General features: G+C 40.0%; 11 protein-coding genes. 7 read left to right on the forward strand and 4 right to left on the reverse strand.

What is annotated here, in order from left to right; all coding sequences use genetic code 11:
- Window positions 1-48 precede the first annotated feature (48 nt).
- The 3 genes from QXL17_04245 to QXL17_04255 all read left to right on the forward strand — a co-directional run bounded on the left by QXL17_04245 (window position 49) and on the right by QXL17_04255 (window position 3,615).
- Window positions 49-1,866 (forward strand): CoA-transferase, encoded by a 1,818-nt coding sequence (locus QXL17_04245; protein ID MEM4258345.1) that lies wholly within the window; start codon window positions 49-51, stop codon window positions 1,864-1,866.
- A 425-nt stretch (window positions 1,867-2,291) separates the two neighbouring features.
- On the forward strand, window positions 2,292-2,774 hold the full coding sequence (locus tag QXL17_04250; protein ID MEM4258346.1) for a hypothetical protein: 483 nt from the start codon (window positions 2,292-2,294) through the stop codon (window positions 2,772-2,774).
- A gap of 82 nt (window positions 2,775-2,856) precedes the next feature.
- Window positions 2,857-3,615 (forward strand): hypothetical protein, encoded by a 759-nt coding sequence (locus QXL17_04255; protein ID MEM4258347.1) that lies wholly within the window; start codon window positions 2,857-2,859, stop codon window positions 3,613-3,615.
- 24 nt (window positions 3,616-3,639) lie between these two features.
- On the opposite strand, the gene QXL17_04260 is transcribed toward QXL17_04255, so the two are convergent.
- Window positions 3,640-4,092, reverse strand: coding sequence for a carboxypeptidase-like regulatory domain-containing protein (locus tag QXL17_04260; protein MEM4258348.1), 453 nt, complete (start codon window positions 4,090-4,092; stop codon window positions 3,640-3,642).
- A 105-nt stretch (window positions 4,093-4,197) separates the two neighbouring features.
- On the opposite strand from QXL17_04260, the gene QXL17_04265 reads away from it, so the two are divergent.
- A complete protein-coding gene (locus tag QXL17_04265) occupies window positions 4,198-4,656 on the forward strand; it encodes a hypothetical protein (GenBank protein ID MEM4258349.1) in 459 nt (152 codons plus the stop codon).
- Window positions 4,634-5,710: a hypothetical protein gene (locus QXL17_04270; GenBank protein MEM4258350.1), complete on the forward strand. Its 1,077-nt coding sequence runs from the start codon at window positions 4,634-4,636 to the stop codon at window positions 5,708-5,710. The genes QXL17_04265 and QXL17_04270 overlap by 23 nt, the downstream gene beginning before the upstream one ends.
- A gap of 138 nt (window positions 5,711-5,848) precedes the next feature.
- Here QXL17_04270 and QXL17_04275 read toward each other — a convergent pair whose 3' ends face one another.
- Together QXL17_04275 and QXL17_04280 are read right to left on the reverse strand one after the other, a co-directional pair.
- On the reverse strand, window positions 5,849-7,843 hold the full coding sequence (locus QXL17_04275; protein ID MEM4258351.1) for a hypothetical protein: 1,995 nt from the start codon (window positions 7,841-7,843) through the stop codon (window positions 5,849-5,851).
- Window positions 7,844-7,852: 9 nt separating this feature from the next.
- Window positions 7,853-10,069, reverse strand: coding sequence for a type II/IV secretion system ATPase subunit (locus QXL17_04280; protein MEM4258352.1), 2,217 nt, complete (start codon window positions 10,067-10,069; stop codon window positions 7,853-7,855).
- A 99-nt stretch (window positions 10,070-10,168) separates the two neighbouring features.
- Between QXL17_04280 and QXL17_04285 the strand changes: the two genes are divergently transcribed.
- Together QXL17_04285 and QXL17_04290 are read left to right on the forward strand one after the other, a co-directional pair.
- Window positions 10,169-11,476 (forward strand): ATP-binding protein, encoded by a 1,308-nt coding sequence (locus QXL17_04285; GenBank protein ID MEM4258353.1) that lies wholly within the window; start codon window positions 10,169-10,171, stop codon window positions 11,474-11,476.
- Window positions 11,473-12,069, forward strand: a complete 597-nt coding sequence (locus QXL17_04290) for a hypothetical protein (GenBank protein ID MEM4258354.1) — start codon at window positions 11,473-11,475, stop codon at window positions 12,067-12,069. Before QXL17_04285 ends, QXL17_04290 begins: the two co-directional genes overlap by 4 nt.
- Before the next feature lie 52 nt (window positions 12,070-12,121).
- On the opposite strand, the gene QXL17_04295 is transcribed toward QXL17_04290, so the two are convergent.
- On the reverse strand, window positions 12,122-12,316 hold the full coding sequence (locus QXL17_04295; protein MEM4258355.1) for a hypothetical protein: 195 nt from the start codon (window positions 12,314-12,316) through the stop codon (window positions 12,122-12,124).
- Window positions 12,317-12,495 lie beyond the last annotated feature (179 nt).

Below are 12,495 nucleotides of genomic sequence, written 5' to 3' on the forward strand. Positions count from 1 at the left end.
TGTGTTATATCAATCATGATACTGATGTTGTTAGGGGATGAGTACTGTATGCAGATTGAACCACCTCAGGATATACCATGTTCAAAAAAAGGATCTGGAATGCTCGTTGGTTGGCATGATCCTGACGAAAATAGGGCGTGGATACTCCAACATAAATCACGGGTGATGTCTGATAAAACAATGACTGCACGAGAAGCAGTACAAAAATTTGTTTCAGACGGTTGCTTGATTGCATCAGGTGGTTTTGGTCATGTTCGAGTTTCAATGAGTATTGTTTATGAGATTATTCGGCAAAGAAAGCAGAACTTGGTAATGGCCGGTAAAACTGCAGTTCACGATCTCGATATTCTTGTTGGAGCTGGCTGTGTGAACCATGTTGAAGTAGCATACGCGTTTGGGCATGAGCTTCGGGGTCTTTCACCGGCATCGAGACGATCGGTTGAATCTGGGAGATGTACTGTTGTTGGTGAAATTAGCAATGCAGCGTATCAATGGCGTTTTCTTGCAGCGATGATGGGAGTTCCTTTTATGCCAACACGGGTGATGTTGGGAACAGATACATTCAATACAAGCTCATCCCAGATCATGCATGACCCCTGGAGTGGGAAACCTATTTGCCTTGTTCCAGCATGTTATCCTGACGTATGTTTCATCCATGTACCACGATGTGATATCTATGGGAATGCACAGATCGATGGTATTTCAGTTGAAGATTATGAGCTTGCGCGTGCATCACGACGATTGATTATTACCACGGAACAACTAGTTGATACAAAGAAAATACGGCAGAAACCATGGCAGACCGTCATTCCGTTCTATCTGGTTGACGCGGTGGTACAGGAACCGTTTGGTGCTCATCCATGTCAGATGCCGTATCAGTATTTCTTTGATGAGGCACATATCGGTGAATGGTTACACTGTTCAAAAACTGATGATGGTGTTCAACGCTACCTCGAACAGTATGTTTTCGGTGTTGATACGTTTCAGGAGTATCTGAAAAAAGTTGGCGGGAGAGAAAGACTAGCATTGTTGCAACGTATTGAACAGATGAAAGAACCGATGCAGGCACCATGGTTGAAAGCAAAAAATGAAAAAGCAGCCGCTGAAAACTATTCTGCGACCGAGCTACTTGCCTGTGTCGCTGCTCGACTACTTGAGGATAACAAATCAGTGTTTGTCGGAACAGGACTTCCTATGGTTGCAGCTATGCTTGCTCAGAAAATGCACGCCCCTCATCTCTTGTTATTTTTTGAAGCAGGAGGTATCGGCCCACAGATACCTGTGCTCCCGATCTCTGTAGGTGATTCACGAACGTTTTATCATGCGGTAGCAGCATCCAGCATGCATGATGCTATGGCGATGGCGCAAGCAGGATACATTGATTATGGTTTTCTTGGAGGAGCACAGATTGATCAATACGGAAACCTGAATACAACGGTTATTGGACCGTATGATCATCCGACGGCTCGTCTGCCCGGAAGTGGTGGTGCTAATGATGTTGGATCGTTATGTCACAAAACTATTATTATCATGCGACAAGATAGACATCGATTCGTTCGACAGCTTGATTTTCTCACAACACCAGGGTATTTAACCGGTGGTACTGCTCGTGAAGACAACGGTCTGCCGCAGGGGAGTGGGCCGTATCGAGTGATCACGCAACTGGGAGTGTATGGGTTTGATTCTGATTCGAAAAAAATGATGTTGCTTGCGGTGCATCCTGGCAGTAGTGTTGAGCTGATTCAGCAGAACAGTAGTTTTGATATTTTGATTCCTGGGAACGTTGGAGTTACTAAGCCGCCATCATCTCGAGAACTCAGGTTGTTAAGAAAAATTGATCCTTTAGGTATTGTGTTCGGGAAATAGGTCAGTAGAACAAGTGTATGGTTTTGGTGTTGAGTTATCTTTCCGCTGAGTTGCCTGTTTGTTGCGCGTTTGCTGCAATTTATTTTTTTGTGTTTTTGTATTGTAGTTTAGATGATGGTTCTTGGTGAAGCTTGTGAGGTTATTTTCAGTTAAAATTTGCTGGTTTGAATATCTACAAAGTTCATAAAAAATAATTTTATTTAAATATTAATTTTATTTAGAAATAATTTATTTTTATATGTATTATTGTGGTACGATACAGAAGTATATATAACTATTATGGTATAATTATTTAATAAATTACCATTATTTATAAATAAAAATTTTAATAAAACGAAAAGTATAAATACCTTTGAAGCTCAATACATACCTCATAAAAAAAATTGGAAAAAAGGACAACCTTCATTGTATGGAGGGTCATAGATATGAAAGCAAACCAATTTGTAAAAAACCAAGAGGCTGATGTTCTCGGACTACCAATGTATCTAATTATCGTCATGATTGTGGCAGTTGCAGTGATCGCTGCAGTTATTTATATGATACCACAAGGAAAAAAAACGATTATAGCAACTGTTGATCCAAATGATGCTCTTCTTTCTTCAACTGCTTTTACTTGGGATTCTGCAAATAATTATTGGAAAACTACAACGGCCACAGTAATAGATGTACTTGTTACCACAAATGATGATTCACGCAAACCAATTGCTAATGCTAATGTTATTATGACTGGTGGTGGAACTGTCCAAAATGGAAGAACCGATTCCACCGGAAAAGCAACACTTACATTCCCTGCTGGTGCCATAATTGTACAAGCTAACGTTCGAGAATCTTATTTAAAATTATCAGTAAATGCTCAAGGATTTGAAAACTACGAAGATGCACAAGCTGTGTTATTATATACTGGGTAAAATTGTAAAGTTTGATAACTAAGAGATCCTTCTCTTATTGTTTCCTATAATGAATTATCAGTAATATTTAAAGAGTTGATTTATGCTTGCTGATCATTTCAAACCAAAAACCAATGCAAAAAAGAAACAAAAAGCTGAGGAAAACGAATTTGAAGAAAACCTCGAATCAATGAAAACATGGGTACGAAAAATCGAACAAAGCACCCAAAGTATCAGCTCACGACTCGCAGCAATCGAACGGCGTATATCAGGACGACCAGCTGATACACAATCAATCCTTTCCAATGATGCAACTCAAGGACCAATTCAGCGTATCTTCGCAGAACTCAAAGACGTAAAAAAGAAAAAAAATCCAGATGAAATCATCCATGTTTTAGACGTGGAGTTTTCATACATCCAAGAAGAAATCATCAAACACCGAGAAGAACTCGACGTACTCAAAGAACAACTCAGATCAATCACAGATTCATTATCACAGATCAAAGAGAATCTTGATGCACTTCAGACAACGCACATACAACTTGTTCATGATTTGACCAAGCGTCTTGAAATCATGGAACGTCGTGCACCACCAGTTATGAAACTTGGCTCAAAAGAGATACCAATTGAAATGACCGGGTTGATCGGTGGTATCCTCATGCTTGCAATAACGTTGATTGTTGTTGCGGGGCAAAAGGATATTTTAATTTCACCGGTGTTTCTTTTTTCGATTAGTTTAATTCTCTTGGGTTCAACAGCATTAAAAACTATGAAATTCAGTAACTCAACGATTCACGGTTTCCTATCAAGTAAAACAAAGACCTCTGCTGTCGTAGCGAAAAATAACGATACCTACAAGTAACCAAGAAAAAAAGGTTTGCTGGTACTATGGCGAGGGGGGTTTTCGAATAATCTTGATCATATCTGATTGGGAGAATGTATCAAAACAGGGGGCTTTAACCTGAACATCAAGATACCCTTCATAGACTCCAGGTTCAAGCCAAATATTGTCAATCGTCAGCGTGATTTTTCCATTGGTACCAGTTTCACCGTTGATGACGCTATGGAGACCTTTGATGATCACCGATGCACCAGTAATCGGACGGCCAGAACTCTCAGTAACGGTAACTGTAAAAAGAAAACTTTCAGGTCCTGCATCAGTCGTTGTAAATTGAGCAGCCATGGGAGTAACACTAACGACCATCTTCTTTGGGAACAAACACGGATTCAGGATAAAGCCAAGGATCGCAGTAAGCGCTACAGCACCGATAATCAGTGCAACGGTCAGCCGCATCGGAAGGTCAAGCACAGCAGTACAGTTCCCTCTGAAACTTCGCATACTCTGGCATCACGTCAAACCTATATAACCATTCCCCAAAGACCTACGAAAAGAATCAGCGTATGTTATCGGACTTTTACAGGCGATAGTAACGCTGTTCTCGGTATGCCGATGTATCTCACTGTTGCGCTTATCGTCGCAGCGGTCATCATCGCAACATTTACGATTGGTATCTATAATATGATTACCACAAGTCAAGCACATGCTATAGAATATGAACTATCAAAAATCGTTGCAGAAGCAGAACACATGTATCAGTATGCCGATGAAGGAAGCATGGTAACCGTTGATGTGACATTTCCCGCTACTCTGAAATATGCTGTGTTTGGGAGTACGCCATTGCCCGGAGGCCAAGAACCGACAAACCGTCAATTGAATCCAGCGACGGCAAACAATTACTATTATGTTCTCTCTGATGGAACGGTGTCTCCATTTCATTCACCGGTATGTTTTTCATCAGAAGATCCGACAAAATTTGCAGTTGTCTATGCGGGGAACTATAGAATGTGTCTTGAATTGAAAAAAATCGGAGCGGTGAGTTATGTCAGCATTTATCCGCAATAATCATGGTGTCATGGATTTAACCCTCACGACAATTGGTCTGATGATTGCAGTTGCAATTTTGCTGACCGCTGTGGTAACGTTTCTTTCTCATAATGATACCCAGCGGCGGATGGAATTAGAAAATGTTGCATCTCACATTGTAACTCTTGTGCAGGCAATGGATGCAAAATTTCTGGAAAATACCACGATCTATGTATTACCGGATCTTGGATATGAGTACACAGTGTCGATTTCTACTGAATACGTAACCGTATCTGCTAAAGGATTTTACAACAACGAACTTTCGGTTAAAGAACGGTTCATCGTTAAACCTTGGGTGCAGGATTCATCTGAATCAACTCTCTGGATTGGAAATACCATCCATGCTTTTTTAGAAGCTAATCCAACGTATGCCCATGCTGCAACTAGGGATGATCCGATTCAGCGGCAAAACATCTGGACTGCATTACGTACCGATCTTCAAAATCAACAAATGAACAATCGACAGCGACGGGCAGAACAACCATTACTTCTGACACCAGGTACGCCAGTGATTATCGATAAAACGATTTTACATTTTAATCAACCCGAAGAATATCAGGTATGTAGGTTTGGAAAGGAATATACTAATTTTTCAGGAGAGGTTGAAATAATCGATGGAACAATTGTTCGGTTAAGCAGTTTTATAGGGGATGGTAAAGTTACCTATTCATTTAGCATACCGTATTCTTGTAGTGATATACAACAAGTAGCTGTGAGTATTTTATATAAGGCAGATGGCCTGATGGATCCCGGCCCGAAACTTACCATTAAAAATTGGATTCAACCATCAAATTTTATTGTCGATGGTCTTGGTTTCAGTGCAGAGTATATTTGGTTTAATAGAACACTTACAGAACCTGAGAAATATGTACATCATACGTCAGGTGAAATGAGAATTTCATTAGAAATTACAGGTTTATTCGGAGGAATAATTTCTGATGTAAAAATACAGCGCGTATGCGTAAAAGCAACACCAACAGTTACCAGCTGTTCAGATACACAGGAATTTGTTTTTCTCTATCAACACCCTTGAAAAAGTATGCTTTTTCCCTTTGTGATCGATCATATGAAACTTTGAAAACGTACGGAGGTCTCAGAGAGGATTTCTGATCGTACTCTACGACGAGAACAAAATCCTTCTTCAATTAATTTTTTTGAACTCAGGTTTGGATTAAGCTACTGGTCGGACAATCGATGAGAACAACATCTGACCGATAATCACCGTCATTGTTAGAACGATCACGGCAGTCGGCATCGTCTGGCCCAGGGAATACATAAAAGCGGGTTTATCGTCACCTTCATCAATTCCGTTGGTAAAACGAGTTAGCAGAAATACAAGTTCAATAATATAAATTCCAACGACGAGAACGAAAAATTCAGGGCGCACATTCTCCAAGGTAAACGACTCAGAAACCGTTGACAACACTGATCCACCGGTATCAAACGTATCTGAGGGTATTTTTCCCGCCATTGATGCGATAATATTCGTAATAAGTTTGGTAATCGCAAGAGTAACTCCGGCAATTAACGGGGCAAACAATGCAGCAGTACTCCGCAACGTCGACGTCAATGCATACAGCGATTCTCGGATTTTCTTTTCAACTTCTTGGAGTTCTTTTAAATGATCAGCAATTTTAATTAATGAGATACTGACAGCACGTTGACTTTTCTGAATTCCTTCAACAAATAAGCGCATTATTGCTTTCACTCGATCTGAATATACGTGTTTCAACGAGCCGTACTCAGGACTAAATAATGCATCACGGACATTCGTATGCATCGCTGTGAGATTATATCCGGTTTGACTGAACACTTGAGCTATCTTTGCTCCACTCATTGTATGCGCAGTATAGACAAAGCTTTCTTCAGGGCTTTTCTCTTCAGCAATTCGCTTTCCAAGGATGTACAATGCATCACCAAATTCACGTTCAATCTGTTTGATATCATCTCGAACTTTTTTATAGGGTCGATAAACACTCAAACAATAGGATGTGACGAATGCCGCGATCCCCCAGATGAAAAATAAGGTTACCGGAAAAATCGTATTGAGTCCGTCTGGGCTGACAATATATGAAAGGAGTGGAGGTAATGACCCGGTGTCAGTAAAAAACACAGGAAGAAGAATAAAAATAACCCCGGGAATAGAAACACCGCAACCAATCCCAAGTGAGAGAAGCAAACGTCGTTTCTTATTAATAAAAATCAGCTCAGGATGATAGGATGGTATCTGTGGTGGATTAAATGTTGCAGGGCGAGATAGAAGCACTTTTCGTGTATAAAAGAAGATAATCAACGGAAGGAGTATATCATACATGATAAAAACTTGGAAAATCGTAATTTTTAAACCGATGAGGCCAGCTGCCGGGAGCATAGCAACTAATGACAACGGTATCATAATACCAATTGAGTAAATAACCATGGTTGGTTGATGGAGTTTACTTGCAAACTGATTCATCATATCACGCGTGCCATCAAGTGCAACATCAAGTGATCGATTCAACGTAATAACTCGAGAGGTTTCATCCCGTTCCTGAATAGAACTCCGAATTAGATGTAAGGATCGTTTGAAATATTCACTCCAACGACCCCAGAGACTTGCAAAATTTGTCAAAGCATCATCAATTCCATGATACACTCGTATCTCCATATCCCAAAGCATCTTGCGTAAATCCTGCGCAAGTGATGTTGATGATTCAGATGCGGCAAACTTAACACTATTTTCAAGATTTGGCACAAGTTTCAAATACATAACAAGATAACTTAAAATCTCAGGGATGTCTCCCAGTGAATGAATCTTCATGTACTGTGCATAGGTTTTTGGATACGAAGCAATCATATTCATCAGAACGACTGGTAAAAAAATCGTAACCACTCCCAATAATAAAAGGGTTATAGGATCAATCATAGTGATATCAAAACCATAGGAGATCACTACAGCAAAATCAAGAAAAAACATCCCAATAAAACTCAGCAACGCCACCATATATGCAAGGCTCAGCACACTCCGAGGTTCCACCTGCAGACCCGTGAAACTAAGCGTCTCCATATATTCCTGGGAAAAATATTTTTTTATCTTCTTTTGTGTAGCCTTCGTATCAGGGGCAAGAAACGAACAATATTTCTGGGCAAAGAAACATGCTCGAACAAACCAATGCTCCTCAGTCATACGTATCGATCAACCAATATATCGTTGAAACCAGGTATTCCATTTTTTATGAACTTCAGCATAATCAACCGAACTGTTTTTTTGTTTTCCTTCTTCGATAAACATCCAGAACGCATTGTTTGCATCACGAACCGATGCTGCTTCTAAAAGATCAAGTCGATTACGGGAAACTGCAGTATCAACCAATGTTTTCTTGATATCAGTTCGAAGTTTAATATTCTGTAATGCTTTTTCAACACTGATGCCCCATTTCTTTGCAATTCCTCCGAGTAACTCAGATTGACCCATATCAAGGATATCGGTTGCACCAAGTCGATCAGTCGCAGTATTGTACACCATGAGATCTCGGAACACCTTATCTGGATCAGGATTTGTCGTCCATCCGGTTTTCTGTATCTCAGAGATTTGGATCACCCGACGTTTCCGTTCGATACCACCTTCTGCTCGAATCGGAGCAGCAATGATAACTCCATCAACTGCTTTAAATGAAGTTGCTGGTACTCCAATATCATAGACAACACGTTCATAGACATCACGGGTGGTTGATCCATGAATCGTCCCCATAATTAGGTTCCCAGCAGCACCGACTCGCATTGCTTCAAATAATACTTTTGCTTCAACGCCACGGACCTCGCCAAGGATGAGAACCGATTCGCCGAGACGGAGTGCTGTTCGTAACGCATCGGTTGGATCAACTTCACTGGATGCAGAACCAGAGCTAATCGACCGAGTGATCAGTGACTGGATTTTATAGCCACATTGCTGTAACTGTTCAACGGGAATTTCTGCGGTATCTTCAATGGTTAAAATCCGGAAACGCTGAGGAATTTCAAGCATCATTGCTCCAAGTAATGATGTTTTTCCTGATCCTCGGCTCCCAGCAACAAGCAATGATGCTTGGCCATCAACAAGAAAACTGAGAAGTCCTGCTGTCTCAGGAGAAATCATATGGTTTGCAATGAAATGAGCAAGCGTCCATGGTTTCTGTCGATGCCTGCGTAAAGCAAATGCAATTCCTTTCGGCGTGAGTGGGTTTGATATTGCAGCGACCCGAGTGTGATATTTACTCAGATCCATATCAAGAACAGGTGCTGCCTCTGAAAATGCTCGGCCACTTAACGTTCGAAATCGAGATGCTAATGCATCGATATCAGCATCTGAAAGAAAAATATTCGATGTGTACTCTTCGCCATCAACCACAATATGTAACGCATTATTTGATACCGGTGCATTCACATAGATATCTTGAATGCGAACATCTGACAGCAGATCTTCTAAGATACCAAATCCTGCGGTGTATCGTGCAAAAATATCTGCGAGATAATCAATACGTTCTGCAGTAAGGTTCAACGGTGAGGTTTTTGCGAATTGACTAATGACCTGTCGGCCGAAATGTTGAAAATATTCACGAGCACTTTCTGCATCCATAAACGATGCATCTTTCGGACGATGTCGTGATAAATGCTCTCTAACGCGTTCAAGCATTAATAGCTCTTCCCGTTGGAGGTCATACTCAGAGGGGACAACAAAATAGAGTTTCTCAGGTCGAGAGCGAAGGAGATATAAGGTGACATTGATCGGCCGTCCTTCATGTCGTCGAACTTCATAAGATTCAAGGAACACCGCATCAGCAGGAGGTTCAAGTTGTATATACGAGTCAATAAACCCTGGCCTGACATACGGCCGGATATACGTCGTGTAAAAAGCATCACTTTTCACAGATAAATTCGTAAGAATCGTCGAAAAATCAGCTTTCTTAATAATTTCCTGAATGATTTTTTTAAATTCATCTTCACAGTGGGAACATTCAGGGGCCGTTTGCGATGGTTGAAGGTGAAGTTCGAAAAGTTTCATATACGCAAGGACTGGATCAGATTGAGCTAACTCATAAAGAGAATGAATCATCGTACGTCGTTTCTCAATGCATTTTGGACAATTTTGGAGATTTTTCTGAGGATACGCAACATGTTCATAAGATTCAAGACTGGTAATGAATTTTGATAACTGCTGGATCAACTTCAAATCATTGTTACTGAAAACTTTTACAAATGCATGGTTGAGAATTATTTGATTGGTACCATGTTCTTGTTGGAGGAGTTTTAATATATTATATCGGCAATTTTTATCTGAAAACGTGGAATTGCCGATGGTGCAATTTCGACAGTTGATGATGATAGTTTTACTGTCTGCTTTCCGATGTGTTGTATATTGACATCTTTTGTCCATAGAGCACATGCCTTGTGGAACAAAATATAAAAACGTAGCTTGCGATATTATTTAATGTTTTCTAAAAAATAAACAAAGAGAGGATTTCGTGATGAAACCATGAGTGACGATCAGCTTTTTTCAGAGAAAACCATTTCTGAAAAACAATATGTACTCGGAAGAAAAGAAAAAACGACTAAAGGTGTACTCAACATTGGGCGATATTATGCACTGGATGGATCATTAGGTGCAAACGTCTATATTGATGTTCTCCGACCGCATGTTATTTTAATCTGTGGAAAGCGGGGTTATGGAAAATCGTACACAATTGGTGTTTTTCTTGAAGAACTCGAACGACTTGATACCGAGGTAAAAGAAAATCTCGGTATCGTTGTATTTGATACTCTGGGGATCTTTTGGTCCTCGCGGTATAAAAATCGAGAAGAACTCGAACAGCTTAAAAAATGGAATATTCAACCGAGCGCTATTGATATCAGATTGTTAGTGCCGATCAAATTTCTTGAACATTATGAAAAACAAAATATTGAAGCGACAGGTTTTTCAATTCCTGTTGTGGATCTATCACCATATCATTGGTGTCAACTGTTCAATATCAAACCAACTGATCCTTTAGGAATAGTGGTGACCCGTGCCATCCTGCAATTGCAAAATCGCCAAACGCCGTTTTCAATTCCAGATATTATCCAGTTTATTCAACGAGATGATAAAAGTGAGGCATCAATGAAAATCGCTGCTGAAAATTTCTTCACTATGGCTGATGGCTGGGGAATTTTTGCAAAACAAGGAACTCCGATTTCAGAAATTGTTCAGCGAGGTATGCTATCGATTATCGATTTTAGTCATCTCCCAAATCAACAGTTGAAAAGTATTACCGCTGCGTTGATCGGTGAACAAATTTTTGAAGCACGGGTGCGTGAACGAAAGATTCACGAGCAGAAAAAAATCGGTTTCGATGTTGAAGAAAAAGGAATGCCCATGGTACTTCTTGCAATTGATGAAGCACAACTCTTTATCCCAAGTGATGAAAATCTTCTGAGTAAAGAGATCTTTATCAATGAATGGATGCGACAAGGTCGTCAACCAGGGTTATCATTGATTATGGCAACCCAACGACCAAGTGCACTTGCACCTGAGGTATTATCTCATAGTGATATTATCTTATGTCATCGTCTCACTGCCCAAGAAGATATCGATGCTTTAAGTCGTATCCGTCCGACGTATATGGCTGGTGATATCAAGGAATCTATTAAAAAGATTGGAGATGAAAAAGGGGTAGCTCTCATTATCGATGATACTTCTGAATCTTCACACATTCTTAAGATTCGCCCGAGGATAAGCTGGCATGGAGGTTCTGAATCTCGGGTTGTCGAATCAAATTTAAAAAAAGATCCTGTCGAGAAACTATGATGCTGCGGAAACACTTTTTCAAAAATGATACTGCTGTTGAAATGATCCCAATTCGGATGCTGATCAGCATCGGTGTCATTGCAGCGATCAGCGTTCTCATCGCTGTCGGTTATCAAAATATAAGTATTAGTATTGCTGAAAATCAACTTAAAAACGATTTTAATGCGTTGCAATCACAACTTTATTTAATGGTTACAAGTGGTGTACCACGGGATGTGTATGATACTGGTTTAGGAGAAGGAACCAAGAGAATTCAGACGTTTATAGTTCCTGATTCAATCCAGTATCTCGGTTTTGGGTGTGATCCTGATCCGGACAATAATGGTGTTGTTGATTCGCCGTCTCTTCTTGAAGATGGAGCGGTTTTTGTTTTCAAAGTAGCTGGAGGAAGCAAACAGGTACTTTGGCTTCCAAAGGATCAGATTCGATTTCGTGAAGGCATCTATAATACGCTTTTTGGAAGATGGGATATCAATACTCCAGATCAGGGATATATGATTACTAGCGGAGGAAAAACCAAGATTGTATGTGAACTCGTGAAACGATCTGACGAGATGTTCGTATTAATCCAAGCAACTGATAATTTTTCATAACAACAAGGTATGTTTTCAAGAAAAAACCAGTGTTTTATATACAAATACTCCCTTATTTTGGTTTTCGCACTTTGAGAAGCGCAGCAAATAAACCAAGTGCAAAGGGAAGTATGATAACATAGTAGATAGGGTCGATTGAACGGAAAAATATGATGATATTCGAACCGGAGAGATATAAAAAAACCATACTAACGATGATAAATGGAATGCAGATTGCAAGGATGAACGGGAGTGCTTCTCGGTTCATACACATCTCCTCAACTACGATGCGTATATCAAGTATTTCATTTTTTCTTTATTTGACCATGATTCTGTCACATATTGAAGGCTTCATCCCGAAATAGATAATTAAGGAAGAAACATTCATTTTTTCATTGGATGGGACGCGCAAAGAAAAGGATTAATCCAACAGTTGCGAACCATGTG

Source organism: Candidatus Thermoplasmatota archaeon (assembly GCA_038884455.1).
GTDB lineage: Archaea > Thermoplasmatota > E2 > DHVEG-1 > DHVEG-1 > JAWABU01.

Bases quoted from the DNA above. Each gene is read 5' to 3' on its own strand.
- QXL17_04245 (MEM4258345.1), top strand. From the start codon at position 49: ATGCAGATTGAACCACCTCAGGATATACCATGTTCAAAAAAAGGATCT.
- QXL17_04250 (MEM4258346.1), top strand. From the start codon at position 2,292: ATGAAAGCAAACCAATTTGTAAAAAACCAAGAGGCTGATGTTCTCGGA.
- QXL17_04255 (MEM4258347.1), top strand. From the start codon at position 2,857: ATGCTTGCTGATCATTTCAAACCAAAAACCAATGCAAAAAAGAAACAA.
- QXL17_04260 (MEM4258348.1), bottom strand. From the start codon at position 4,092: ATGCGAAGTTTCAGAGGGAACTGTACTGCTGTGCTTGACCTTCCGATG.
- QXL17_04265 (MEM4258349.1), top strand. From the start codon at position 4,198: ATGCCGATGTATCTCACTGTTGCGCTTATCGTCGCAGCGGTCATCATC.
- QXL17_04270 (MEM4258350.1), top strand. From the start codon at position 4,634: ATGTCAGCATTTATCCGCAATAATCATGGTGTCATGGATTTAACCCTC.
- QXL17_04275 (MEM4258351.1), bottom strand. From the start codon at position 7,843: ATGACTGAGGAGCATTGGTTTGTTCGAGCATGTTTCTTTGCCCAGAAA.
- QXL17_04280 (MEM4258352.1), bottom strand. From the start codon at position 10,069: ATGGACAAAAGATGTCAATATACAACACATCGGAAAGCAGACAGTAAA.
- QXL17_04285 (MEM4258353.1), top strand. From the start codon at position 10,169: ATGAGTGACGATCAGCTTTTTTCAGAGAAAACCATTTCTGAAAAACAA.
- QXL17_04290 (MEM4258354.1), top strand. From the start codon at position 11,473: ATGATGCTGCGGAAACACTTTTTCAAAAATGATACTGCTGTTGAAATG.
- QXL17_04295 (MEM4258355.1), bottom strand. From the start codon at position 12,316: ATGAACCGAGAAGCACTCCCGTTCATCCTTGCAATCTGCATTCCATTT.